We start from the raw sequence: 26,266 nt of genomic DNA on the forward strand, positions 1-26,266 counted from the left end.
AACTAACATTATTAGCATCGGGAGAAATGATAGACTTTATATACAAAAACGCTAATGTAGATAATGTGAAGAGAAGAAAAATTCTTCAGGCCATGGGAGCGGGTGGCATAACTCTATCAATGACGGGAATTGGATCAGCGAAGTCGGGCGATAGCTCTCCGAAGGAGAGTGAAGTGGTTGAAATGGAAGAGTTAGAAGGTAAGAGTCTGGTAAAAGCCCGACAAGACGTCATGTCTAATGAGGATGTAAAGAGATTAATTCAGGAAGCATCTAGAATGGGCTGGAGGTCACAGTCAAACGAAATGAGTGTGGTGAGAAAGACTGTCGAAACACAAGATGAGACCGGAACGATCGATACAGCTGTCATCACATTTGAAAGTCTAGAAAAACGTGGAAGAGGTAAGGACGGAGACCAGGAGAACCGAGACGACCCAGAGTCGGCCGATGCTGACGAAATGTACCTTCATTTCGATGTGAATGTGGATGAAGAGGTGCAATCAGCTCTTGTGGGGAGTGTAAACCGGCCAGAACTAATACATTTTAAATATGACCACTCATCTGATAAAGAATCAGAAAGTACGAGTAGTTCGCTTTTCGATCAAGTGACTGTCCATTACGTGGGCAACAATCAGGTACAGTCAGACACAATAGTTTCCGAGGAGCCTAGATATAAAACAGACACAAATTCCAAAGCCACCACTCAATCAACAGAGTATTGTGAGGTGGATGCTAAGGTATACGATACTCCGTCCCTAGACGAACCGTGTGTCGATACGGAGTGTATAATCAAAACTTATGCAGGTACGGTTGTCACTGTCGTTAGCTGTCTAGCTGGTGGTGGACTACTGTGTCTAGCTGGTCTCAGCCTAAATGGTGCCTCTCTGGTGGACTGTATCTCGTGTAATACTGTTTATGAGGGGCGTATCTCCTTTGAAAAGGAGTGGCTGGAGGAACAAGCACCCAGACAAGTTGACGATCCTTGTTCCGAGCTTACATCTGAACATGTTATGGCAATATCAAAATGTGGAGTCCAAAAGGCCCCAACTAAAGAGAGCTATAACTACCCAGAGTGCTAACCTGACTTTATGATATTCTCCAGTCACTGACTTTGTAGCATAACCCTTTATTTTCTGAAGAGGCGCCCACTTTTTGTTATCAATTTTGTGTTATATGAATCTTGTACGTAATATATAGGAACCCTTTGAGCGGATGTATTTCCTTGTGAATAGTAGTATGAGGACGTAAGGGTGTATTTGGATCGGTATTTTTAATATCAATCTTCTATATTTACTAGTATGGAAAAAAAGCAGGGTCTTATAATTACTAGCTTAGGATTTTTTTTGGTAGGCTCTTTCTCTATCTATTTTAATTCTGGGCCCAAATATATCCAGATCGGATATCTTATTTTGGGTTTTTGGGCCCTCATGAAGTACATTAGATTATGAGACGTGATTAATTAGACAAGATCGAATAACAGTATCAAAGTCATATAATCTTTCGTAAAATCGTTTCAGCGGTGTTTAGTTAAGCGTGAAAAGTGAGGCGGACGGGTTTCTTGCTGGTTCATGACAGAAATCAGCCGCCTCAGCGGACATAGAGACTGGATTGATTTGGATTTTGTGGAGCGCGAGCGGACACCCGAGTCGGCGATGGCGTTGGGTATTCAATCGCATGTTGCAGGACTGTCGTTGTCGAATACCGTCGAATTACTCGAAGATCTGGGCGTCAACGTAGTCGCAAAGCCGTCCACGATTGGGTGCAGAAGGCCGATCTACAGCCAGAATCCGGGAAATCTCCGAATCAGATTGCACTGGACGAAACAGTGATTCAAATCAACGATCAGCAATTCTGGCTGTACGCCGCTGCCGATCCGCGGTCAAACGAACTGCTTCACGTTCGGCTGTTTGCGACGACTACGACCACCCTCACAGAATTTTCCTGAGCGAACTTCGGCACAAACACAATGTCGAAACTGCCGTCTTTCTCGTCGATGGCGCTCAACACCTTCAAACTGCACTGCAACGAGCTGGACTCCGATTTCAGATGTGTCGCCACGGAAATCGGAACGCTGTCGAACGGATTTTTCGAGAGCTGAAGGGCCGAACCTTGTCGTTTTCAAACTGCTTCAGGCACGTCGAACCGGAAACCGCCGAAAACTAGTTGCAGACCTTCGCTCGATGGCTTAATGCTACTGACTAAACACTACCATCGTTTGAGCAGCAGATATTTTTTCTTCGCTCTTGAAGCGTAGATTGTTGGTAAATCATAGCGCAGTTTGGAGGATGGTTCTCAGTGTTCCTTTCATCGGTTTTCGATAGACGTGTCGACGGAGCTGGAATGCTCTGTGATACGGCTGAGGTTGTCCTTAGAGACGCCTCGATGGGGCGAGAGCTGATCGCGCCACCGATCCGGGCTCTTGCAGGTATTGACGTGCACATTGTCGTCGACGTATTCACCGTCTCTGTGGACGACGTATTCGCGCTCGAATGCATCGTCTTCGTCGAGTGATTCGTACGCCTGAAAGCCGTCCGTGTAGACAGTCAACCACTCCTCTTTCCGGTCAACAAGTAGGAGTCGAATCGTCGATTCGTCGGCGCCTTTCGCTGGGATCACGTAGCGGTCGCCGGTACCGCGATCCGCAAGAATAAATACGGGTAGCTTATCCTATTCGTACGATCCCCATCCGCACATGGACAGGTCACGCGAGTGCGACGGTCGGTCGCGCCCGGGACCTTTTTTCGACTTTCACGTACAGTTCGTCGATCTTAACTGGGCCTTCGAGTTGTGGGTGAGGCGCGTCCAGCGCCCGTAAGAAGCGTTGGACGCCACGGTACACTGTCTTGTAGGAGACATCGATCTCCACGTCTAGCTGGCGAAGACTGATGTTGAGCGGATGTAGGTGTAGATGGCGAGAAGCCACCTCTGGAGTGAGACTGCTGAGTGTTCGACAACGGTGCCAGTCTGATCGTTGAACGTGCGGTCGCAATTCTTACAGCGGTATCGCTGAAATGCCCGATAGCTGCCGTACCGAATCATAGATTCACCAAGACAGCGTGGGCAATAGACGCCGTCACGCCAGCGAACCTGCTTGCACAGATCGCGGCGCGACGCTCCGAGACGAGTGTCTTGATTGGCATCATCGTTCGTCGGGTGGCGTGGTCGCGTCATCCTTGCCTGATGTGATTTCCAGTTACTGCTGGGTCCTGACCAACGTTGCAGAAGGAGACTGGAATGAGGTAGAGATAACTCGATCTGGGGTAGCGCGGTGTCTGAGTGGCTACACTCTTGGAAGTCTTCGAAATTCGGCGATACAATCAGTTGTACAACAGAATCGAGTGATTGAGAGCTAACCTGGAGTGATTTCCGACCGATGATTCGTCCAAATACACGCATTACAGCCCCGCTAAACCCGTTGTAGTCTCAACTTGGGGAGTGTAAACGCCGCATACTCGGTCACCCGGCCCCGTCGCCACAGCGGTTGGGACGCCAGTAATGACGATATGCGCCCACCGAACAATAGATCGTACGCCCCGAGACTCCCTGAAATCGGAACGACGATTACGATTCAGTCCGACTCGGACAGAGACTCCCCCTCACTGTATCTGATTGCTAATCTTATGACATATCAAAGTCTCTATGTAGTAGTGTAAGCTTCAAAGCTGATAGAATCTTCTCGGAAATCTTGGTAGGTGTCTTTCGCCCATCTAATAGACTCCAGATTCTCCGAAACGACTAACCCTCGAATCGTCCCGATCTCATCGTGAATGACTATGACTACTTTTTTAGTTGGTTCTAAGACAGTAATAAGTCCAATTGGGGGAGCCTCTTGACTGACCCGTATCGAGTAATCTCCACTGTTATAGAGTGTATCTATCTTCCCGTTAAAATTAGATTGGAGATATTCGATTGCTCTGTGTGGGAGAATAAATTCAGCGGTCAAGTCATCAACAGTAGTCTTCTCAAGATGGAGATCAACTTGACTAGGGAAGATTGTTGGTAAAGCCCCATAGATATGTGTGGCTTCAGAAACGGACGATTGCAACTTCTTATATATCTCTTCCACTACATGATTATTGGTTGATATAATCTCCGCTCCTTGGAAAAGAGATGGGTGGAGAACTTTGTTGATCGGTTGTTTTGTATCGAATACTTCCCTATTTTGAAATATGGAGTTTATCGTCTTTGAGAACCGACGATATTCCTCGAAAATCAACATTCCAAATGGGGTTAGTTGATACCCATCATCTTGTTTCTCTATTAAGCCATATTCCTCCATAGAGTTGAGTCCACGATAAATTGTAGATTGTGACTTGTCCAGCTCTTGGTTAAGTTCCTTCTGGCTAGCAGACGAGTTCGACAAGAAGTCGAAGAAGTCAGCACGTTGATGGACCTCAGAAATGAACTTCGCAAGGGAGGGGGATGGAGGTACCATAGTATGAATTGACATCAGATTACATTAGTTTTATCTTAAATTATATTATACTTCTATCCAGTCAACCCTTACTTTTTTCCATTATATTCTCAAAAATGACTGTCCACTTATCAAGTTCGTTGGTCAGTTTCCCATGTGTTGAGGTTCCTACGCCATGACCTGCATCTTCTGTAGTCCGGAGAAGGACTGGATTATCTCCTTGCGCCTTTGCCTGCATCTTTGCAGCCATTTTCCAAGCATGGTATGGAAGGACACGTGTATCACCGAGAGCAGTACGAAATAGCATTGTAGGATATTCAGCCTCGCTGATGCTGTGATATGGAGAATATGATTTCAGATGCCGATACGCACATTCCTCATTCGGATCACCATACTCCGAGACCCAAGTTTCCCCGATACCAATCTGGTCAAATCGGACCATGTCTAGGAGAGGGACCTCACAGATAGCGGCGCTAAATAGTTCTGGCCGTTGCATTACAGTCGCGCCAACAGTAAGCCCACCATTGCTCTCGCCGGTGATTGCCAGCTTTTCAGGCTTGGTATAGCTGTTCTTGATGAGATGTTCGGCGAAATTGATTGTGTCGTCGAAAGTCCGTTGTTTTTGATCTTGCATTCCCTGTTGATGCCACGATTCTCCGAACACACCCCCTCCTCTAATATTGGGCTGTAGATAGATACCACCGTCACGAAGAAACGGAATGATAAACCGATCAAAGCTCGGAGTCATCGTCACGCCAAATCCACCATAAACGTTAATCAGGGCTGGGTTAGGAGTCGCAAGATCTATACCTTTATTATAAACAATAAAGAATGGAATCTCAGTCCCATCATCAGCTGAAAACCAGCGCTGACTGACCTCAAATTCCGATTGATAATCCATTTCCGGCTCATTTATGACTGTTTTAGAGAGAAAACGGCCACAATTAGACTCAGTGGCCACTTGATTAATCTGAATCTCTATTGTGGATGGTGAGGCCACAAAAGATGTGAGGTTGAAGACAAATGCGTTCGAACTCGCCGTCAAAGTATTTGGCATTAGAGTACAATAGTCTGGCAATTCCACCGGTTGAGCATATCGTCCTGAGCGATTGTAAACGGTAAGCCGCGTGCTAGCGTTCTTTTGATAGTGGCCGACAATATAGTCATCAAGCACCGAGGCGTTGCAGAGAATCCGATCGGTTTGGAGTATACGCTTACTGTTGGCCTGAAGGGAGTCTCTATCAGGATATGTTTCGGAAGCGGAGAGAGAAATCAATTCATAGGTTAATGACTGGACATCGGTAAGTAGATACGCTTCACCGCTGTCCGTGTATTTCACCGGTCTAAAATGATCATCACTCTTGGCGTATATAGGATCGAACCCGGATGGGGAAAGATGATATAACTCGGTTCGATTCGTACCATCATGTAGTGCAACGATCGCGTTATCCGCTCCTTTTTGTGAAACAATTTGTGGCCACAACCGTTGTGCTATATCATCCACGACGGTGTTAGATTCAGCAGTATTTATATCGTAGTAATCGATGGTTTTTTTAATTCGTCCCTCGGTGCTGGGCTCCGTTTGAAGATAGTAAAATCCGTCTTCACCCCACGCAAACCCACCAGCGTTTGTCCTACCACAATTGGGCTCTACCAACACAGTCTGGCGCCCGCTATGAACGACGTGAATATCATACTGCTCACGACCACCCTGTGATACGCCAAACGCAACGTATTCACCGTTTGGAGAAGGAACAAACCAATCAATTGCACTCAGATCATTATCCAAGTCTTCTATTGGGTCACAGATGGTCGTCGGTGAATCAGTAAGGGTTTGTCGAAACGTTAACTCTGATTGGTCCTTACCTTCTGTTCGCCCTAGGTGGTAATATCCGTTTTCTGTCGGGTTTGTTGTCCCTGAGTCCGGGATATTAGTGGTGAATTCGGGCTGCTTCTTGAGATAATCCCGGGTCTCTGTTGAAAGAATATTCTCAGTATGGGAATTCTGTTTCCTTACCCATTCGAGAACTTCTTCGTCTTCGTTTTCGAGCCATTGGTATGGATCAGAGACGACCTCACCATAAAAAATGTCGCTCGTGTTAGACCGTCTTGTCTCGGGCGGATTGTCCATGAGTAAATATAATGGGCTATTTAGCTATCTCTGACAGTTATCTCCTCTAGATGGTCTTCTGATCGAACTTCTTGTAACAGCTCCTCATTTTGGAGGTCTCGTTCATTGATCGGAGGTAGATGCAGAATGTAATAACCCTGGTCGAGTATCGGAGCCATCTCCTCAAGATTTGAAAGCTCAAACTCGTGTTTTTGTGATTCAGCAATTGGGTAGGTAGCTGTTTGGAGTAAGTACCCGATATGATCCTCCGGATAGAAATTCTGGAGATATTCTTTGAAACGGGTGAATCGACTTTCTTTACTTCGCTTTTCTGTATGGCGATCTGTCTCCACCACGCTAACCTGCCAAATCATTGCTGGAACTTCCGGATTAAGTTCCCATTCTCGAAGTAGTAAATCAGTCGCCTCAAACATTTGAACACCATTTGCCGCAGGATCAAAGGCAATATCTGAATACACACAATCAATAGCAGATATGCCTGGCTGAACTTCGACGTTCAATCCTTGTTCTCGCCCCTGTCGAATGACACTCCGACTTGGATTGACAAATATCATCGGATGCCCGTAGAGAGCAAATGTAATCGGTCCATCGACCTCAGTAGCTCCTCTAAGAACCTCTTCTGACATCCGGTCGTATGTAGCAACCCGGTCCTCGCCCTCGTTATATTCCCGGTTAAGCATAACTACATCTTCGGTATAATTCTCTTTGATATGGTTTTCGACCATCGGTTGACCGTCAAGTAGGTAGACCCGCTCAGAAGCTTGGAGTGCGTTTTCAGCTTCGCGAGTGAGTTGAGTGTAGCCCACCATTCCAGTCCCGATGATGTATATGTCAATTGGGTTCTCTTGGGTGCTTGTAGTCATTGATAAAAATATGAGGCTATATTCTCAAGCCTCGGATGATGGCAGGACGATACCTGCGATCTGGATACCGTTCGCCCGCTTCTCGACGATCTCATTCAGCTTGTTCTGATTACCAGACTTCAGTGCTTTAGCCTCCTCTTTAGTCAGGTCATCATACTCCTGGAGAATGGTTTCCGGATCTGATTTGAAACGATGCGCGAAGGTCAGGTCACTCATCGATCGCTCGATGATGTCAACCACTGTTTGGTGCGACATTGCAAACTGATGTGTGAATCGGTTGATGTTATAATTACTGGAAATTTTCATCTCAATGGATAGAGAGTCTTTCGTCCGATGGTAGTATTTTCAATCTATGGGACTTATTTTATTCTCTGAAAAGGTACGGTCATTCACACTGGCTTGCGAATTTGTCAAGTCAACGATTGGGCGTCCTGCGTTCAGATCTTTCCGTAGCTTTAGATAAGATAGTCTCAGGTGATGGATTCTTAAGAGCGTCCACCGAATAGGAGAGCGCAAACGATGCACCCCCGCTCAACTGAGCCTCCAAAACATGATCCTGTAGTTTCGGTCACGGACCTCACAAAACATTATACAGGAGAAGCAGGACGGGTCACAGCCGTTGATGGCGTTTCCTTTGATATTCAGCCCGGCCAGATTGTTGGACTCCTCGGCCCAAACGGTGCCGGCAAAACAACAACCGTCAAAACTGTTCTCGGGCTCATCACTCCCACACGTGGCAGTGTTTCCATTCACGGCATTCCTGTACATGAAGCCCGTTCACGCACATACAAGTACGTGGCCGCTGTCCTCGAAGGTGCACGCAACGTCTATTGGCGGTTGAGCGTCCGGGAAAATCTTGCGTTTTTCGCCGGCCTCCACGGCATCGACCCGCAGGCACGTGTCGACAGACACGAGGAGATTATTAACACGCTCGGACTTACTCGAAAGGCAGACGAGCCGGCGAAAAATCTCTCGCGTGGCATGAAGCAAAAAGTCGCACTCGGCTGTGCACTCGCCCGCGAAACGCCCGTTCTTTTTCTTGACGAACCAATGCTTGGGCTTGATGTAGAAACAACCCGTGACCTCCAGGTCGAATTACAACGTCTCGTCCGGGAAGAGGACAAAACTATCGTGATTACGAGTCATGATATGGATATCATCGAAGCTGTCTGCAACCGTGTGATCGTCCTCAGTGATGGCGACATCGTCGCTGATGATTCCGTCGACAACTTGCTTGACGTCTTCCAGTCCCAATCGTACCGTATCCAACTGACCGAAAACCCGTCAGCACCTCTCCGGGAGCAACTCGATACCCGCTTCCAGCTTCTTGAATGGCAGACCGACGCTGACTCCATAGAATTCGAGATCACGCTTGCAGGCAGTGAGGAGTTCTACGAGTGTGTCGACGTGTTGCGAACGGCAGAGGCGACCATCCAGTCGTTCACTGAAATCGAGCCCGATCTGGAGGATATCTTCGTTAAGCTGACGACAGCTTCGTCATTGTCTCCAGATGAGGTTGTGCCATGAATCGGCATCTCACCTTGTTTCGAGTGATTGCGAGTAAATCAGTGACGCTCTCGCGTCGCTATCTCGTGAATACAGTAGTGGGATTCGTAACGTTGTATGTGTTTTTCGCACTCGTTTTTTTCGGTGGGCGGTTTGTGGCGGAGGATTTGATTTCACGGTCAGTAGGGCTGCTTGTCGTCGGGTATTTCCTCTTCACGATGGCAGTATCGGCATATGCCGATCTCACACATGACTTGACTGACGAGGCACAGTGGGGGACACTGGAGCAGTTGTCGATGTCTCCATTTGGCTTTACCGAGGTTGTGGCGGTCAAGACTCTGGTTAACCTCTTAGGCACATTTGCTACCGGCATCGTTCTTCTAGTGTTGATGATGGTAACAACAGGGGCGTGGCTTTTTGTTGCACCGCTTTCGCTTGTCGTTCTCGGTGTGCTGACGTTACTCCCTGTGGTCGGTCTCGGGTTCATTTTTGGTGGGGTGGCGCTTGTCTATAAACAAATTGAGAAGATGTTCCCGCTGATCCAACTCTCGTTTGCAGCCCTGATCGCCTTGCCAGTCGAGCAGTATGCTCTGTTGAAGCTTCTTCCAATGTCACTGGGGAGCCACTTGTTGCAACGAGTGATGACGGATGGAATCCGCGTGTGGGACCTTCCAGCATTCGACCTTGGGGTATTGGTCGGGCAGTCAGTTGCCTACCTAGCGGTTGGGGTATTTGTCTTCCGGGTTGGAACAGCTAAAGCACGCAAACAGGGTATTCTTGGGCACTATTAATTAGTGGGGCAGTGGCTTATACTGTGCTAGATACAGACGTTGAATCGGTGCTATGGAATGTCATTTAATATTTCCCATATATTATAGCTTGAACTTACATGCTTAAACACAATCAGCATGACATAACAGGCGTACACTTGTAAGAATAATCTACGAGATACCCTTTCGCTTCTTCATGTTGCAAGATGCCACAGATTGGATCATAAATCAGCGCTGATTGAGTATTTCGATTGCCGTCCGGCACTCTCCAAACAGTTGCGCTTAGAGAGTCACAGTCACACAGATTAGTCAGTCTGGAGAGTACCGTGGTGGTGGCAGCGAGCCTCTTCGCCCGCACACCCTGCCCGCAAATCGATTCTGGCTGGACTCATCGACACGTCGCGAGTGAATCTGGGATATCTATACCGATACCAATAGTTCACCCTGTGGCGACACCGTTCCAGGCTAGTTGCACAAGTGACTATTACGCGAAAGTAGTATAATTGGGAGTTGTTCGCTGACTCAACCGAGGTTGCCTCTTGAAAGGCTGAGCAAACCCTCATAGTACGCAAAATAGAGAAGGATAGGGAAAAGAGCAATTGCTACAACCGTAGCTATTGTCCAAGAGAGGAGATTCGCTGGATGCACTGCTACTGCAATGATCATTGACAGTCCTAACAGTCCGCACACAAATACACCGGCGGTGTATGCTGGTAGCGATGAAGATGGCTGAGTAGACCTCACTTGGCGACCAAGGTGATACAATGGAAGGGATAGAATCAACGTGACTGCTACAACGATATAGATCGCTGCAAAATGAGTCCAAGCGACGATTGAATCTGACTGAAGAATAAAAATTGAGCTTTGGACTAAATGTAGTGAGGCTAATCCTATAAACAGGACTGCTAGCCACTGGAGAGCCCGTTGCCGCGCTGATCCAAGTATAAAAGCTACAACTCCACTAACAGAGGCAATCTCCCATGGAAAGGCTGTTACAGGACGCCTCAGATCACCCTGGAGAATGCTCTGAAACCAGTGAGATACCGACCCTTTCAGTTCGATGAGGATAATCGGCAGCGCCAGCACAATTACTTCAATACACACAATAGTCGCCACAGCTAACGAAGTCGGGAATTGATCCTGAATTAATGTGAGACCAGCAACTCCGCCAACAACTGCATACACAGTACCACCTCCTATTAAGACCAATCCGAGTCTCGTTTGATCGACCAATCCATGTGCAATGAGTCCTAACACTATTGCGGCAACTCCTACAATATGTATACAAATTGCAGTCTCTTTCTTATCCACATTCGACACTCCCATCGTTGCTGGTATCAATCTTTCACTCAAACGATCCTATATATCCTCAGTCAATCCTTTTATCTAACCATCTTGTCTGGAAATTAAGGTACTAGGACGGATGCTCCTTTGCATCGTCCTCAGGGAGTGGATGTTCGAAAAGTCGCTCACCGGACTCCTCGCAAGTAACAGCAACCACCTTATGTGAACTACAGCAAGATTCTACGACTTCTTCACCCATTTGAATGTCTCCGCCTGTTGTCGGGCAGATTTCGATGAACATTCGGAGCGCATTGAGAATCTGGCCCTTCTTTTCAAGCCGATAGTCGCTCCAGCCAGTGAGCTCTGACCGAAGTACGTGACAGGCGGCGATATCCGCGAGAAGCGCTGCTTTGGAGGGCCACTGTGAGACCAGTCGGTCATTAGTCTGTAATATTCTGGTATCACCTTGTTCAGTGAGTTCGAACTCTTTGCCCTCAGTTTCGATCCCAATAGTATCCGTAATTAACGCTGCCGTGATTTCCGTCGTATTCAGCGAATCAACCTCGTCTATCCAAGCGGTCTCAAAGGAGTCTGTGAGACAAAGATCATCTGAATCAGGGCACGGTTCGAGTATGCCGTGGTCAGTGAAGAATAGTTCAAGATCATCCTCCGATGGTGGTTGGTTATCCGCTGATGTGTGATGTCCGTTAGTTGCAATGTCGTCAGTAGCCACTTCTGTGTCAGCTGTCTCCTCACTCCCGGTTCCAACAGCTGCTCTGTTGGAGGACGTGTCATCACCAGTCTCGATGTCGGCAAAGCCCGTAGCCAGCTCGGGTTCCGGGTCTTTCCCAAACCAGCGGAGCACCTCTGTAGGAAGATACCGCTTAGTGAGTGTCGGGGTTCCTGGCACGAGGTAGCCGCGCAGATAGATCAACCCGACTGAGATACCGAATCCAACGATCCCACCCAATTTTGATTTCCGGGCGATAGTAGATCCAAGTATCGTTGCAATAGCTAGATTGAGGGCTGTACATGGCTCACACCGGTTCTCGCCAGTATATTCTGGTTGTCGGAGGGTATCTACTACATCTATGTCCATACAACTCTTGCTCATGTGTTGATAAGGTATTTAATTTTATATTTGACCAAGACATAAACCGCGATTCGGAACGATACCTATACAAACAACCACGCGGAATGTCACACGATATAGTGTTCACAAGACGATCATTTCTTGAAAGCATTGCCGCAGGTAGTGCCGCCATAGGTACTGCTGGGACTGGACTTGCAGACGACCAGTCAATGGTCAATAACAAAGAAGTGTATATTGTCCTTGGCGATGGGGAAGGCCTAGGTGATCGGCTTGCAAGTAGAGGGTATAGAGTACTGCAGGAGTTGGCAGGAGGCTCACTCGTTCTAATTGTGGGTCCTAGAGACAGCGAAGACGACCTTCGGTCACTCCCCACCGTCAATGATGCTGTTGCAAACCAGACCTTTGAGGTCGGCAATCTCACACAGCAGACGAAGGGGTCTGTCTCGGATACAACATCACTGTCTGAACAGCAGTGGGACAAGGAACTGACAAATACGTTCGCCGCTCACGACATCGCCACTGGTGATGGGACCACGCTTGCGGTTATTGACACTGGTGTTAGTCCCTCCCATCCAGATCTTGAATCGAGGGTTGATTTGGAACAAGGCCGATTGTTCCGAAACGGCCAAATCCACGCCGGACAGATACTTATCAGACCACATGAAGATGGAGAGTTCGGTAGGGATACGGTCGAACTGCCGGTCGGAGCTGATATCGACGGGCATGGCACCCATGTTGCGGGGATTGCCGCTGCCAATGGTACCGACTCCGGAATTATCGGCACTGCACCCGCTACAACGATAGTTCCACTTCGGACGATGTTTTACAGACAAATCAGTGACCACTCCTCTGTGAAACAGATAACCGTAGCTGATACGCTGCACGCGCTAGACTATGCCGTCGAGATTGGGGCTGACGTGGTCAACATCAGTCTTGGAGCAGGACCGCTTTCCGCCTCTGTAACACGACAGAGATTGTTTTCCGCGTTTCGACGTGTGATTCAGCACGCGGTCAAACAAGGCACTGTTGTCGTTGTTGCTGGAGGAGATCAGGGAGCGGATTTTCACCAGGATCCTCCATATGAACTCCCCTCAGCGAACAGAGGCGTGATCAGTGTTGCCGCAACCGGGCCAAACGACAAACGTAGACACGACTCTAACTATGGGGACAATGTCATCGATGTCGCTGCGCCAGGTGGTGGGTATGACACACAAGAAAAAACGTGGAACGCAGATATCTCCGAATGGGGTATTCTATCGTCACTACCCAAGTATATCGGAGGCGAACAATACGGCTACAATGCTGGCACATCAATGGCAGCCCCCCAAGTGACCGGACTTGCCTGTCTCATCCGCGAAATCGCGCCAGGGCTCCATCCCCGCCGTGTCAAGCAAGCTATCGAAAAAGGTGCAGTTGAACTCTCGGGAGAAAACACTGCTGGGCTTGGAGCAGGGCGTATCGACGCGATTAGGTCAATTGAACGTGTTTCTAGTCCACAATAAGTAATTTATACCGTTATTTTCGGTGAACAGCGTGATTAGCGCAGTAGAGGCCTACTGAGATCTTGGTATTGGCATAGAATATTATGTCAAATATTATTATGGCATATACTTGAATTTGCAAGATTAGATGTACACAGCATGATATAACAACCGTACGCTTGTAAGATTGATTGGTTAGTGCTTCTGAGGACATTCTATGACGGATAATCATGACAGAAAAAAGACTATATGGTTTGGGTTTAAATTGCTGATTGTAGTTCAAAGCTATGAAACGACGAAACTTCATACAAGCAGCTGGATCGGCTACCCTCTTCCCAATGGCTGTAGATACAGTATCGGCAGAATCAACAGAAGATATTAAAAAATCTGAGCAGCTAGTTATTGGGGTTAGTATAAACGATGACCGTTTAAGAAGTGAAGCAGATATACTTCGCTACCCTCCAATCATCACAGAAAAAAAGGGATATATTCGTGATTACAATGATCGCCGTATTTCTATTCAAGATGACCAAATTTTAGCATATCGTGAAGATGGGGCTATCCAAACTGGAAAAAACGATTCAGTTGATATTACGGATCTCTCCGGACTACAACATGTAGAAGCATCTAGTAAGGATGTTCAAAAACTTAAGCTAAGTCGAAGTAACAGGAACATATCCCTGGATATCAATGGAGAATCTACTACGGTTCCAGAACAAAGCAGTAAAACAGTAGAACTCAGTTCTACTAAGAATCCGGCCTCAATAGACATAACTAATCATGGAGTGATAAAATTATTTGCGCATAGAGATAAACATCTACTCCCTAAAAATAGCCGCCTTGGTCAAGACGTTATCAATGCCAGAGTTCGGGCGAAGAGGCAAGGATCTTCGGCAGACAAATTCATCTCCTCAGAAACAGTTGAGCGAGATGTTACCGAAATCCCAAGTATAAATGCAATCGCTGTAGCGGAAGAGCGCACTGGCAAATCCAGTCCAACCCAAAACAAGACACCACGAGCAGGTACAAACAGTGTAGGTTGTATAGCTAATAATGTAGCATTTATTACTACTGAAAAGGGAGACAATAGAGATCCACAGTCACACTCAAACACCGTTGCTGATGTATGGTCAAAGGATATTGAAGATGGATCTTGTGAATATCTACTCTCTACTTCAACGCCTGGTCAAACAGTCTCTCTCAGCGACCCAGATTCACCAGATGATGCTCTTGATCAATTAAAGAATAATTCAACTATTCAAGACATCCTTAGTGACAATACTAACGGTGTTGTTGTCTTGGATACGCGGCAATATCAATTAGAAGTTGGTGGCCAAGTTCATACAATAGGATCCGCTGGGCAGGATAATGCAATCGCATATATAACCCAGGATGGTGACGAAAAAGCCTCAACACACGAAGTCGGTCATTTATATGATGCGACTCATGAGCATGCGGAGAATTGGGGGTTAGCTGAATACACTACCGTCTCACGTTATGATATTGACACGTGCCATAACAACGAACTTCAGCCTTTCTTGAAAAACCGATTTAGCTCATGTAATACAACAGACATTCGTAATCATATTGACTCGATATATGGCCGCGATTAATCACTAGACGGCGTCGGATCAGGTCGGCAGAATGACGACGTTGGAGCAGGAGACTTTGGAATGTGCCTACCCTAATCTCCCGCTTCACTAAGCGAGTTAACTTCGCAGCCAAAAGAACTGGCGATGATTGGGATGAACCTGCCGCCCCAGAAGGGGGCGGCGGGTTCACCGATGCAGCGATGATTTCCATCCACTGTCTACGGATTTACCTCGATACGACCTACCGAATGACAATCGACCGTCTGAAAGAGATGCCACAAATATCGCGGGATATCGGCCTCAAAACGGCCGATCTTCCGCATCCATCTACGTTATGTCTCGCTTTCGATAGAATTAGGATGGCGGCTTGCCGGACCCTTCTCCAACAGTCCGCTGATCTTCACGACACTGGACCGATCGGAGCTATTGACGCCACATTCTTCGAGCGGTCGCCTGCGAGCCGCTCGTACTGCAATAAGACGAAATACGAAGTACAAGATCTCAAAGCCACGAAACTCATCGATACAGAGACGAACGCTATCCTTGACCTGCACTGCACGACCACTCGGGAAGGGAGTAACGCCGATATCTGCAAGCAACTTGCCCGCAGGCACGCGGGCGAGTTGCAGATCCTCACCGCCGATAGAGGATTTGACGGTACATGGTTCCGTGAGCACCTCCGAGAAGAGCTCAGGATCCGTCCGTTGATTAAGCACTGCATCAACAAGCCCTACGATCACGTCTCTCGACGGCGGTCGATCGAACCCACAGCTAAGCCAGACAACCGTATTCCGAAGCTCCTCCTCAACCGGGCGAATCCCGTAGATGTCGTGATAGTAGCAATGAAGGAAGGCACACATCATCTCTGGAGGCTCGTGTTCGCCCCGTCTCCGCCGGGGCGAACACGTCGAAATCTTCGAGAAACTCGAAGGAGAGATGCTCAAACAACGCTAGCGTCTCGGTCTCCGCGACATTGAAAAACGACTCTACCGAAGGATCATCTTGCAGGGTCGCTGGACTCATCCATCTCAGCGTTCACCCTGCTCTTTGGCGTGGGAACTGTTCTATGACACCCTCTTGGAGAAAGTTGATAAGGAACCGCAGCCAACAATGTCATATGAAATCAAAAACCATCTCACTAGCGCTCCTACTTGCCGGGTTGCTCGGATTTAGTGGTGGTATGATCATATTCTATACTACATCTATATCGGCAGGGACCACATTAATTCAAATGGGGATCCCATACATTGCAGTAGGAGCAGTATCACTCGGTATCATCTTTCGCAATAATAACTCTCTGAAAGTGTCAATAATACCATTACTATTCACAATCAGTTCTGTTGTTCTATTAGGTGTAATGATGAAGGAATTCTCTTACTTGCCACATTGGATAGGAGCCGTTCTTAACAACAGCACATATATATGGGTTTTAGTACCATCAGGAGTTTCGCTCGCATTTACTTTAGGATTTGTCTCATCTAAACGGGATCAATGGCTTATTACTGGTATTTTCGGTATACTATTGCTACCACTTGTGGCTACCGGTGTTCAGACAGTACAAACGATGACACCAGGGATCTCTCTACGATATATTTATCCAAGAGTGTTTGCGACTGGTACTGGTACATTACTAGGAATCCCCCTATATTGGTGGGGAACTCGACTAAGGAACAATATTAATCTGGAAGCTGTTTCTTCTACTCCCAAGGTGTTGCTATGTTCTGTAATTTGTTGTCTTCAAGTGGTTCTCCTCGTAATGGGGCTCAGTCTACACCGCCCCCAATTAGCATCGCAGGCATACCTACTACTAGTTGCAGTGTCGATACTTCCGCCGATGTTCGCAATAATCAAGATCAGTTCCTCACAAAGTATCGTTAGTTAGCCTGATTTGAGTTGCCTGTTCTGTCGTGATAATCGTCGATAACGGTTGAACAACACTAATCGAAGACAGAGCTGGCGGGGGAGACCAGCCGCCGACAGCGCCAGCGTAGCCACTCACAAGATGGCGTTCTCGGTCGGGGACTATCGGTGGAACCGGTCACAGTTGGATGGTTTGCGGAGACGGCCCGGCGCACCGAGAAAGTCGCCCACGCAGCCCGCCGAACCATACTGATGGACTTCTTGAATGGCCACCACCAGAGGTCACCCGCCTCGGCGGAGCGTTGCCACGTATTCGTAGTGAAGATACCCTCAAACATATATAGCGGGCACGGAACGAACCCAACCGGGATCCCAATATATCGAGGACTGTCAACAGTCGTTCCAGAAACAGATTGACCACCTTGGCAGAGTTTCTGTCGATGATACGGGCTCTAGCGGCCATCGAACTCTAAGTGGACGAACCAATCGATTGATAGTGGCGATTGCTTCGCGTTTTTCGATTCGTGATTGATGTATTAGCCACGAACAGCGAGAGATTAGCAGCGATAATCATATTATTCGGCGGGTTGAGGATGAACTCTCTACCGAGCCGTGAGAAATTGAGAAGTCCGACCCAACGACCGTCTACGCACAAAATTAGCGCCGAAATGTGGCTTTTTATTGATATTCTCTCCGATTCTCTCTTAAGCCACATTATACCGAGGACCGGGAGGCTATCGACATATTTGGCTTCGACCGCTACTCCGCCAGTCGTTACTACGCAAAACGTATAGACTACATCTTCAGGTCGGTCAAGACAACAGCGTTGGTAGACTGTGAGTGCTATCCTACATATCCACTGTCCGATGCAATCCCACGACGCCCAAATCAGATAGCGGGTTCTCACTCAGGGTCTCAACTGATTACAGACGTTATCCTGACAAGAAGATCACTGTAAATATGAACAGAGCGTTGCTCTACGTCTGAACAAGCTCAAGAATCCTACTCGTCTTCCTCGGGCTGAACATCCCGAAGCCGACCACTGATATCCTGCTCGTACTCTTTTAAGAGCGTGTAGAAATCTGCAATCGTCTCCTCAGCAGTCTCACCCTTCGCTTTGATCGTCACAGTGTCTTCGTCTCGTGTCCCGGTTCCTCGTTTCAGCCGAGCCTCCATACTACAGCCGACATCTGTTCGTTCTACTTTCTCAACTGAGCCTGGCTCTGTGTCTGATTCGTTTGACATGGTGCTTCTCAGGACGCTCTCACTGGAACGCCCCTCACCCGACTGGGGCACACAAAACAGCCCAGGGCGTCATACAACTCTTCACAAGGTATTGGTTTCAGACAATATGGCCTGAATTGACCACACAGTTGAGCGTGCGTACTGACCAATATCAACTGGGGAGCTACTAGAGACCCTGTAATTCCATCAATCAGTTTAATTAAATCCCGAGTTCATTCGCACATATGTCGGAGAAAGGAAACTCAGCCGTTGAAATTCGTCGGTTTCAGTCCGAGGACGGCGAGCGTATCCGTGAGTTAAACGAAATTGCAATGGCAACGACTCCTGAGTATGAGCCAGATATTCCAGATAAAGACCTCCAAGATGTTCAAAACAACTACCTCGACAGTGGCGGGGAATTCCTCGTTGCGATTGTAGATGGCACAATTGTTGGTATGGGGGCCTATGCGACACCGAATGAGTGGAAAGAGGACCTCATTCAACTCAATAGCCAAACCACTGAACTAACACGAATGCGTATTGATCCTGAGTGCCATGGGCAGGGAGTTGGAAGTGTTGTCTACCACGAGCTTGAACAGCGTGCGCGGCACGATGGATATGAACAGTTTGTTTTGGACACAGGTGTTGAGAACGACACCGCGCGTGGGTTCTACGAAAACCTTGGATTCCAATTCCAGCAGGAGGTGTCCATCGACTTTGGAGATCTAGCATTTGAGCTGGTTCTGTACAAAAAGTCCATTACTGAATAGTTGTACTGTATTGAGCGGGCGGGGGAGAGCAGAACGAGTATGCGAACCGTTGTATGACACCCTCAAAACAGCCGTCAATCGCTACTCTTGAACGCATCCAGACCGGCCTGCTCGCTCGGGACGGATGTTGCAACTGGAGCTGTTCGATCCTTCGAGCCCGCATCCCTCTGTTGCTCTGGACTGGGCTGGTTGCCTTCCTCAACCGTATTCTCGAAGGCGTCGGTCACCCACTCACGAAGTTCAGAGACTTCCTCCTCGTCTAGCTCGCAAACGCTGCCACCCAACGAAGAGTACGAGGTCTGCCACGCTCGCTGGAACTCGACAGTCAGTGAGTCGCCCTGGATAACGTAGGCATCCAGATTCAGGAAACAGCAGTTCAGTGCTGTCATCCGTGCACATATCGGGTCCTTGTCTTGCCCGAAAAGTAGCGCGTCTGGCTGCTTTCGACCGGCAACCAGTAGCATCCGACCGCTCCCACAGGCCGGGTCAAGAACCGTCTGCCGGTCGTCGGTATCACTCTCGCCTGCAACGCCGGCGATCTCGGTCATCGTCTCGCAGACGGTGTGTGGGGTGAAGTGCTGGCCGAAGGCATCGCTCGACATCCCGTATTCCTCGTAAACAGCGCCTAGGACGTCCGCATTGGTGGCTGCCATTCGCTCTTGGAGCTGACCGAACGCTTTCGAGAAGAGGTCGACTGACCGTTGTCCCTCGGGATGGTCCATATCGCCGCGCTCGCGGTAGTCGTCGACGATCTCCAGATATGGGTCGTCCCGGCGCTGAAGCGCGAACAGCATGAGGTTGACCCAGTCTCGAAAGACCGTGTGGGCACTATGCCCGCGCTGGCGGATCTGCTCAAGCGTTTCAACAATCCCGTCGACGTCGATCTGTGGCGAAGCCATTCTCTCTCAGCTCAGAGAGAGGCACAAAATCTGGCCTGCCGGTTAGCGTCGCTCAGGGAATTCTATCCGTCGATCGGTCTGGTTGGTACAGGTCGTCTATTGGCCATCAAGTGATACACCGAATTTTAATAGTGTAATAGAGATTAGATGAAGTATGAGTTCCAGTCCCTCCCTCAGAAACCGAATCCGTCCGAGAGCGTTTTTGATTATACTAGTGTTTGTTGTGGGCGGTACCTATTTCGAGTTTATATTTTCTGGGCCACCAAGTCTGTATTCAGTTGCTCTCTGGATAATTGTCGTTCCGTTGTTGTTCTCCACGACAGTGAATGGTGTCCGGAGTCACTATCTCTACCAACCGCTCGCGTATGGCAGTTTCATCGCAATCGGTGTCCTCAACTATCTTGACGGTACTTGGTTCCTTCTCGCAGGGTTGTTCATCCTCGCAGGGATTGTCGGACTGGCTTCTGAACTTCACAATCAGTATACCCCCACAGTTTCCAGACCGCAACAATAAGTTCGCACGCTCACTGAATGTTCGTTTCAACCGCGCTCACAAGCAAAGAAACTCGTTCTGCAGCAGCTACAGTAGGTCGTACAGGTCTTGGGCCAAGCGCCGGTAGCAGTCTTGACTGGAGGCGGGAACAGGATCAGCCTCTTCTCTGTCCTTCGCGATGACACTGGCGAACTGCTTGGGCGGTTTCCAACCGTCGTCTGTTTCCCGGGCATCCAGCTCTTTCATCAGCGCGTGTTCACCGTCAGCGGTGACGTACAGTACGCGAAGCCCCGGCTTCTCGCTCAGTGGTCCTCTGAGTAGCTTCCCAGTTCGTGGATTAACCAGCCACTCAAGCAAAAGCCCAGCCCGACACTGGATTGCGTACAGTTGTACCTCATCTTCTTCGGGAGATTCTGTGCGACCCTTATCGGCCCACGATTGGGGCAGCGGCCGGTTGTCTGTCTCATCTTTCCAGCGCCATTTTAGCTTTTTCTGACCGCGATTGCGACGTCGGTATTTACTGCTCATTATTGGATTCTCTCAGCCGCTAGAGAAACACAAAATTCGCTTCTCGTTGTCTCTATAGCAACTTTCTTGCTGTTTGGGGATATATGTGTTAGTACGAGGACTCACCATGAAAACAGCCGAGTCCCCCACTACGATTAGCGAGTGTTTGCCCCCAGACCAGTGGATATCCCGCCAGCCCAGCGGGACCCGTGATCTCGACTTCCAGCAGATCCGAGAGCGCCAGTCAGCGACGTGGAACGCTGCGCTCGATGCCGATGTCGACGTGACAGAGGGTAGTCGTCCGGACCTGTTTCTCGTCTCCGTCGACGGCGACTGTCCGGTAAACTGCTCGCTGGCCGAGCATCCCAACGGGACCCACGCCGGCTGGTGCAGCTGCGAGGTCTTCCAGACGACGACCGTCTGTCCACATCTCTGTGTCCTTCGTCAGTACGCTGCTCTCGGCGATCTCGGCCTGCCAATGCGAGAACAGGCCTGAACTACGATCAGTCCTCACTCACTTGTATGCCAGCCAGTGGCCGGACATCAACACGTCCAGACCGGTCGTGGTCAAGACACTGGCACAGTCGCCTCCGAACCGTCGCTCGCGAACACGGTTCCACAGCAACACCTACTCGTGGATCGTCTCGAATCTGAACATACTCCGCGTCGACGTCCAGTTGCGTGTGCTTGACCCGACACCAGATTGTCTTCTTCCCTTCCTGCCCTAGATCGGTCACATACCGAGCAGCCAGCGCTTCGTGGTGAAGCTCGACGAGAACGCGTTCGACAAACGATACGACCATCGTTGGCGACCGCAGCGCCGAGACTGACGCAAGAACAGTCTCAGAGTCGTGCTGTGCCGCCGATTCGGGAGTATCAGTTACAGACATATTTCTCTCGCAGGACGCGCTTTCGGGCTCGCCCTGCACCTCATCGGGGCACGCAAAACAGCCCGTCACGACGCCTCATTCAACGATGTGTTCCTCGATCTGCTGGAACCACTGGCGGATCGTCTCTGGGTGCAAATCCAACGGCTCGCTGATCGTCCCCTGTGTGAGTCGGATATCTGACTCCCGACTGGCGAGGTACAGAGCGCCGGCTGCAACCCCATCCGGTCGCCCGTTGACCTCAGCGGACTCGGTTGCCCGCTCTGCCAGTTCGAGTGCCCGCTGTCGAACCTCCGGCGCAACATCAAGCGGGAGATCCGAGCAAATCCGTGCCACCCAGTCCACCGGGAGCGATACTGGAATTGAGAGTTCGAGTTCCATCAAAAACGTCCGGTAGCAGTTCCAAGCGTGCGATGCAGAACACCGAGCAACGTCAGCTACTGTACCCATCGTCACGAGCCCGGTGCATCGGCAGGCAGCATACACAGCGGCCGCTGCACCGCCTTCAATCGACCGTCCGATTAGCAGGTCCTCGTCCTGCGCCTCCCGGAAGAACGTGGATGCCTGCTCTTTGACCGACCGACTCTCAGACAACGCACTCGCAATGCGTCGGACTTCACCGAGCCCGTGAGCAAGGTTCCGGTCGCGCTTGCTGGAGTACTTCGACCGACTGTGGAGCCGCCGCTGGCGAGCAAGCTGTCGACGCCGTCTTGGAGAAATGTCCGAACTCTCAGCCGAGCCGATGTTCGTCGACAGGCCCCGGTCATGGCGAGTGGCCGTTCGGGGGGCACCCGTCCGCTTCTGTTCCTCCCGATTGTACGTTCGCCACTCCGGCCCGTGGTCGATCTGGTCTTGTTCGGTCACCAGGCCACAGTTCTCACAGTGCGTTTCCCGCCCGCTGCTATCGAGCGTGCCGCCGCACTCGGGACAGCCCTGTGCAGCTGCAAACAGCTCTGTCTGGACAGTTTGTGAAGACATTAACACCCTACTGGAGGCTCAGAAAACACGCTGTGGCGCCCGGTCAGGCGTCGGGCAGTTTCCCATCCGGGCGCGGGACTCGCTTGGCTTCGATCTCGATCTCGACCCGGCGACGGTGCTTGCATCGCTCGGCGGTATCGGGACAACTGCATGTCTCCTCAAGCACGTCAACCTCGTACCGGCTCCCTGACGCCGAATGGATCTCGTAGCGACCGGGCTTTGCGAGAAAGGAAACGTCGATATCTTCCTGTTTTGCTCGCTTCGTGCGTGGCGCGTCCTCAGAAGTGACGGCCAAGGGGTCCCCTTTGGGGTCTGTGACGCCGCCGTCGTTGAACCGAACCTGCATGACCCCACCGTCAGCGACCGCTTTTCGAGGTTCGCCGTCGACGTGCATACCGAACTGGTCGTCCAATGCTTCGTCGTCCACCCATTGTGGGATGGGTCGCTCGCCGGTCGCGAAGGCGACTCGCTTCTCGTGCTTGCACTCCTCGTTGGGATTGTACTGCTTCCACGGGCATTCGCAACTCCCTGTTCGAGCGTCGACAAGGTACTCTGAGCCAGAGCCAGAGTTGACCAGGAAGAGATCGTCGGCGTTGCGTGCCCGACCAACCGAGTCCATCACCGTCATGACTTCGGTCAGCGCTCGAACGGTTCGGCTGTTTGGACTGGCCTCTGCAATCTCACTCTCATCGATGCTGCGGCATCGCTACTAGATTCTGTGGTAGCCATGAATAACAGGCGGCACGCCCTCTCTGGGACGCCCCTCACCCCGCTGGGGCGCAGAAAATTCGAGGGTTAGAGTTTGTGAAGACGTAAGTCTACTATCGGGCAGAAGTGGGCAGTACAGGGGGCGCACGTATCGGTTAGGACAGAGAGATTGCTCAGCAAACCGCGTACGTCGATGAGGGAGTACCGTCTTCCTGAATCATCACATATGCGCCTCCATAACACTGATTCGTTTTGATAGTTACCTGCCCGGCTTCATTACGCGCAGTCCAATAGATTTGAAACGTCTCGATACCATCAGGAGACGCTCTATCGGTGTTGTAGACCTCTCGGTCTTCGTCGGGGTCAAGTACATAACTTTGATTGTGAACGGTCTCCCCCGTCGCATTTCGTACAACAGTAATGTCGAACGATGCGCTCTCATTGCCATAGTTTTCGAGATACACTGGATGATCTGAGGCCGGTTGTTCCGAAGCGGGAATCCCCATACATCCAGTTACGAATAATATCGCTGTGAAAGCACAGAACGCCTTCAGCCAGCGGTCACGCATGACTTGAGCATATAGTAATCAGCATGAATACTTTCTGTTGCATACGCACGCTTATTGAGCAGGCGTTGCAGCCGGCACCATGGCTAAAGAAACTGCCTTCTCACCGCCCGATCAGAGCTCGGTCGCCTGCATCTGCTCGTGGGCGTCGGGATTGACCACCGGAATGACGCCCTCGATATCCTCCTTGCCGTACCTTCACGAATCAGATCATGGATATCGTTCGCGAGGGCAACAGCCTCGTCTTGCTTGGTGGAACTCGCCTCGTTCTCCGGGAAGTCAGCTGGCCCGACACCCTCGACAACGATGAACAGGTGGTCGTCACTCATTGTCGACCTCCTCGACGAGTAGCGTCGTTTCGGTCAATGGATCGCGGGAGGTCGACAGGTTCTCCGAAGTTTCCAGCGTTTCCTCGACCAACTCGACCAGTGCCTCCGGTGCATCGCCAAAGTGAACGATAGCGTCGGATCAGGATAGTTGTCGTACTGCTGTGTAGTCGCCTTGTCTGTCTCATTCTTACTCATAATCGGTAGGCGGCACGTCCTCTCTGGACGCCCCTCACCCCACTGGGGCACAGAAATTACCCGATGGCGCGCTCCTTGGCGGCCGGTTCATCACGACGGGCCTTGCCTGCCTCTAGAAGCGGGACCGCCGGACCGGCCTGCCGGTCCAAGGTGGAGCGTGTCCCCCGAGCGCTTGCGCTCGGGAACCGTGAGCGTGAGAGAAAGCGAAAGAGAGGCTGGTACGACCCTCGATTAAGTCGCGATGACGTTCCCGTTTTCGTCGATGGTGTACTGAGTAGTACACGTTGCCGTCGATATGCCGGACTTCTTCGGGAGCGTCTCGTTTAACCACTCTTCACGGTCGGCGTCGGTTTGGATGTCCTCGTTCGGAGAATGGACGCTGAACAGGTCCATGCTGACCCAGCGATTGACCGTCTGCTCGCCGGACGGGGAGTACACCTTCACCTGCTCCTTCTCAGCGTCACACCGACGACAGCGACTGCAGACGTTCCCTCAGCCGTTTTCAGTCCATCGCCGATATCCACGGCTTCGGGGTCGATGTCGAGGCTGTCGCATTGCTGTGCAGCTGTCTCGTCTGTCTTGTTCTCAGTCATAATCGGTATGTAGAGCGCCCTCCGTGGGACGCCTCTCACCCACTGGGCACAGAAATCACGCGACGGCTTTCTCCTCGGCATCCGACTCATCGCGACGGACTTCGCGTGCCCGCAGTCGAAGCTGAGACTGGACTGGCGTCCGGCTCTCGTGCTGGTTCTCGTAGGCGAGATACTGCTGGATCGTCTCGATGGAGTCATACAGTTGATGCCAGCGACGATTGGCTGGAGGTGGTCGGCGTCTAATAGCCGTTCAGGAGGAGTTTGTCGAGAATTGGGTCGCTCATGTGGCTTCCTCCCGAAATTATCAAGTGTTGTCCTTCGCTTGTACCGACAGTCCGGGTAGTGAGCTAGAAGCGTCTCGTCGATGGCCTCCCAGAAGCCGACCTTGTGTGGCATAACCGACTGCCAGAGGCGAGCGCGTGCCAGTGCTGCCCAACACGCTGGCGTTCTTCGCGGCGCCACTGCTCGCGCTCAATCATCGCCATGGCGACGCTCCCTCCGGTCTGTCTGCCATGTATGAGGTGGCAAGCTCCCAGCCAGCATCGAGGTGCTTCGCGTCCCGACCAGTTTGGTCGCCCGTTCAGCGTCCAGCCAACGTTGCTGTGTTTAGCAAGACGTCGTCCGGTGTCGAATAGCCACCCGATCGTGTCGTTGCCGACAGCGGAGAATTCCCATTCACCGACAGCGGCTTTTGTGCCGCGCTTTGCTTGTCAATCAACGCATCCGACGTGGCCACCAGCGCCGAGTCACCCAGCGTGGCTGTCCTACTGAGTTCATGCAAAGACCTCCGGCGGTCCCAGCCAGCGAGTTCGGCTTCAATGCGCTGATGATACTCGTAATCCGAGATTCTAGCGTGTCTGCCTGCTCACCGTCGACGTCTAGAAGCAGCGAAGTTCGAGTACATCCGGCAGGGCAACGCTGTCCGATTGCCGGGCCACCGCACGGAGGACAACCGCTTCAACATCGGCGCTCCCGGACTGCGCTCGAACAGTTGTCGCGATGGATTCGACGAACTGCGGAGTGGTTGGCTGAGACAGGCTTTCCGAACGACGGCAGGACATATTCTGAGACATCCTCTCACCCGCCAGAGGAACACAAAATTGGGGCTCACTACCCCTGTGGATGG

21 protein-coding genes and 9 pseudogenes are annotated in these 26,266 nt (G+C 50.4%); 9 read left to right on the forward strand and 21 right to left on the reverse strand.

The window, feature by feature from the left end:
• Positions 1 to 26 precede the first annotated feature (26 nt).
• On the forward strand, positions 27 to 1,076 hold the full coding sequence (locus tag AV059_RS21940) for a hypothetical protein (protein ID WP_154020837.1): 1,050 nt from the start codon (positions 27 to 29) through the stop codon (positions 1,074 to 1,076).
• A gap of 489 nt (positions 1,077 to 1,565) precedes the next feature.
• Positions 1,566 to 2,160, forward strand: a pseudogene (locus tag AV059_RS04485) (IS6 family transposase).
• A 103-nt stretch (positions 2,161 to 2,263) separates the two neighbouring features.
• Here the strand turns inward: AV059_RS04485 and AV059_RS04490 are convergent.
• From AV059_RS04490 to AV059_RS04510, 5 genes and pseudogenes are all read right to left on the reverse strand, one after another.
• Positions 2,264 to 3,140 (reverse strand): annotated as a pseudogene (locus AV059_RS04490) (IS1595 family transposase).
• 494 nt (positions 3,141 to 3,634) lie between these two features.
• Positions 3,635 to 4,276: a winged helix-turn-helix domain-containing protein gene (locus AV059_RS04495; RefSeq protein ID WP_154020838.1), complete on the reverse strand. Its 642-nt coding sequence runs from the start codon at positions 4,274 to 4,276 to the stop codon at positions 3,635 to 3,637.
• Between the two features lie 217 nt (positions 4,277 to 4,493).
• On the reverse strand, positions 4,494 to 6,542 hold the full coding sequence (locus AV059_RS21510; protein ID WP_079980885.1) for a prolyl oligopeptidase family serine peptidase: 2,049 nt from the start codon (positions 6,540 to 6,542) through the stop codon (positions 4,494 to 4,496).
• A gap of 20 nt (positions 6,543 to 6,562) precedes the next feature.
• Positions 6,563 to 7,405, reverse strand: a complete 843-nt coding sequence (locus tag AV059_RS04505; protein WP_050038654.1) for an SAM-dependent methyltransferase — start codon at positions 7,403 to 7,405, stop codon at positions 6,563 to 6,565.
• 24 nt (positions 7,406 to 7,429) lie between these two features.
• A complete protein-coding gene (locus AV059_RS04510) occupies positions 7,430 to 7,645 on the reverse strand; it encodes a hypothetical protein (RefSeq protein ID WP_154020839.1) in 216 nt (71 codons plus the stop codon).
• Between the two features lie 279 nt (positions 7,646 to 7,924).
• Between AV059_RS04510 and AV059_RS04515 the strand changes: the two genes are divergently transcribed.
• Both AV059_RS04515 and AV059_RS04520 read left to right on the forward strand, forming a co-directional pair.
• A complete protein-coding gene (locus AV059_RS04515; protein WP_050038656.1) occupies positions 7,925 to 8,932 on the forward strand; it encodes an ABC transporter ATP-binding protein in 1,008 nt (335 codons plus the stop codon).
• Positions 8,929 to 9,702, forward strand: a complete 774-nt coding sequence (locus tag AV059_RS04520) for a hypothetical protein (protein WP_050038657.1) — start codon at positions 8,929 to 8,931, stop codon at positions 9,700 to 9,702. Before AV059_RS04515 ends, AV059_RS04520 begins: the two co-directional genes overlap by 4 nt.
• Positions 9,703 to 10,203: 501 nt before the next feature.
• Here AV059_RS04520 and AV059_RS21945 read toward each other — a convergent pair.
• Positions 10,204 to 10,992 carry a hypothetical protein gene (locus AV059_RS21945; RefSeq protein WP_154020840.1) on the reverse strand — a complete coding sequence of 263 codons (789 nt, stop codon included), beginning with the start codon at positions 10,990 to 10,992 and terminating at the stop codon, positions 10,204 to 10,206.
• A gap of 103 nt (positions 10,993 to 11,095) precedes the next feature.
• Complete coding sequence (locus tag AV059_RS04525) at positions 11,096 to 12,064, reverse strand: hypothetical protein (protein WP_050038723.1); 969 nt, start codon at positions 12,062 to 12,064, stop codon at positions 11,096 to 11,098.
• Positions 12,065 to 12,162: 98 nt separating this feature from the next.
• Between AV059_RS04525 and AV059_RS21515 the strand changes: the two genes are divergently transcribed.
• The 3 genes and pseudogenes from AV059_RS21515 to AV059_RS21520 all read left to right on the forward strand — a co-directional run.
• Positions 12,163 to 13,560, forward strand: coding sequence for a S8 family serine peptidase (locus AV059_RS21515; protein ID WP_175055187.1), 1,398 nt, complete (start codon positions 12,163 to 12,165; stop codon positions 13,558 to 13,560).
• Between the two features lie 266 nt (positions 13,561 to 13,826).
• Entirely contained in the window at positions 13,827 to 15,152 is a 1,326-nt protein-coding gene (locus tag AV059_RS21950; RefSeq protein WP_154020841.1) for a hypothetical protein, read from the forward strand.
• A 62-nt stretch (positions 15,153 to 15,214) separates the two neighbouring features.
• Positions 15,215 to 15,886 (forward strand): annotated as a pseudogene (locus tag AV059_RS21520) (transposase); the annotation flags it as partial.
• Here AV059_RS21520 and AV059_RS21955 read toward each other — a convergent pair.
• From AV059_RS21955 to AV059_RS04540, 3 genes and pseudogenes are all read right to left on the reverse strand, one after another.
• Positions 15,866 to 16,154: pseudogene (locus AV059_RS21955) on the reverse strand (IS5/IS1182 family transposase); the annotation flags it as partial. The pseudogenes AV059_RS21520 and AV059_RS21955 sit on opposite strands and share 21 nt — an antisense overlap.
• 999 nt (positions 16,155 to 17,153) lie before the next feature.
• Positions 17,154 to 17,318 (reverse strand): annotated as a pseudogene (locus tag AV059_RS21960) (ISH3 family transposase); the annotation flags it as partial.
• Between the two features lie 675 nt (positions 17,319 to 17,993).
• Positions 17,994 to 18,236 carry a hypothetical protein gene (locus tag AV059_RS04540; RefSeq protein WP_050038660.1) on the reverse strand — a complete coding sequence of 81 codons (243 nt, stop codon included), beginning with the start codon at positions 18,234 to 18,236 and terminating at the stop codon, positions 17,994 to 17,996.
• A gap of 224 nt (positions 18,237 to 18,460) precedes the next feature.
• On the opposite strand from AV059_RS04540, the gene AV059_RS04545 reads away from it, so the two are divergent.
• Positions 18,461 to 18,985 (forward strand): GNAT family N-acetyltransferase, encoded by a 525-nt coding sequence (locus AV059_RS04545; protein WP_050038661.1) that lies wholly within the window; start codon positions 18,461 to 18,463, stop codon positions 18,983 to 18,985.
• Between the two features lie 74 nt (positions 18,986 to 19,059).
• Here AV059_RS04545 and AV059_RS04550 read toward each other — a convergent pair whose 3' ends face one another.
• Entirely contained in the window at positions 19,060 to 19,884 is an 825-nt protein-coding gene (locus AV059_RS04550; protein ID WP_050038662.1) for an N-6 DNA methylase, read from the reverse strand.
• A gap of 580 nt (positions 19,885 to 20,464) precedes the next feature.
• The gene (locus AV059_RS04560; protein WP_050038664.1) at positions 20,465 to 20,905 is read right to left on the reverse strand and encodes a hypothetical protein; all 441 of its coding nucleotides are present in this window, start codon (positions 20,903 to 20,905) and stop codon (positions 20,465 to 20,467) included.
• Between the two features lie 106 nt (positions 20,906 to 21,011).
• Between AV059_RS04560 and AV059_RS04565 the strand changes: the two genes are divergently transcribed.
• Positions 21,012 to 21,380 (forward strand): hypothetical protein, encoded by a 369-nt coding sequence (locus AV059_RS04565; RefSeq protein ID WP_050038665.1) that lies wholly within the window; start codon positions 21,012 to 21,014, stop codon positions 21,378 to 21,380.
• A gap of 7 nt (positions 21,381 to 21,387) precedes the next feature.
• Here the strand turns inward: AV059_RS04565 and AV059_RS04570 are convergent, their stop codons facing one another.
• From AV059_RS04570 to AV059_RS21545, 9 genes and pseudogenes are all read right to left on the reverse strand, one after another.
• On the reverse strand, positions 21,388 to 21,774 hold the full coding sequence (locus AV059_RS04570) for a hypothetical protein (RefSeq protein ID WP_050038724.1): 387 nt from the start codon (positions 21,772 to 21,774) through the stop codon (positions 21,388 to 21,390).
• Positions 21,775 to 21,849: 75 nt separating this feature from the next.
• On the reverse strand, positions 21,850 to 22,749 hold the full coding sequence (locus AV059_RS04575) for a transcription initiation factor IIB family protein (protein WP_050038666.1): 900 nt from the start codon (positions 22,747 to 22,749) through the stop codon (positions 21,850 to 21,852).
• Between the two features lie 43 nt (positions 22,750 to 22,792).
• A complete protein-coding gene (locus AV059_RS04580; RefSeq protein ID WP_369815288.1) occupies positions 22,793 to 23,368 on the reverse strand; it encodes an SWIM zinc finger family protein in 576 nt (191 codons plus the stop codon).
• A 262-nt stretch (positions 23,369 to 23,630) separates the two neighbouring features.
• Positions 23,631 to 24,026 (reverse strand): hypothetical protein, encoded by a 396-nt coding sequence (locus tag AV059_RS21965; RefSeq protein WP_154020856.1) that lies wholly within the window; start codon positions 24,024 to 24,026, stop codon positions 23,631 to 23,633.
• A gap of 83 nt (positions 24,027 to 24,109) precedes the next feature.
• Entirely contained in the window at positions 24,110 to 24,352 is a 243-nt protein-coding gene (locus tag AV059_RS21525) for a hypothetical protein (protein ID WP_228841638.1), read from the reverse strand.
• Positions 24,345 to 24,547 (reverse strand): annotated as a pseudogene (locus AV059_RS04585) (hypothetical protein). Before AV059_RS04585 ends, AV059_RS21525 begins: the two are co-directional and overlap by 8 nt.
• A 231-nt stretch (positions 24,548 to 24,778) precedes the next feature.
• A pseudogene (locus tag AV059_RS04590) lies at positions 24,779 to 25,140 on the reverse strand (hypothetical protein).
• Between the two features lie 55 nt (positions 25,141 to 25,195).
• A pseudogene (locus AV059_RS23155) lies at positions 25,196 to 25,424 on the reverse strand (hypothetical protein).
• Positions 25,425 to 25,927: 503 nt separating this feature from the next.
• A pseudogene (locus AV059_RS21545) lies at positions 25,928 to 26,201 on the reverse strand (hypothetical protein); the annotation flags it as partial.
• Positions 26,202 to 26,266 lie beyond the last annotated feature (65 nt).

This window comes from Haloarcula sp. CBA1127, assembly GCF_001485575.1.
Taxonomy (GTDB): Archaea; Halobacteriota; Halobacteria; order Halobacteriales; family Haloarculaceae; genus Haloarcula.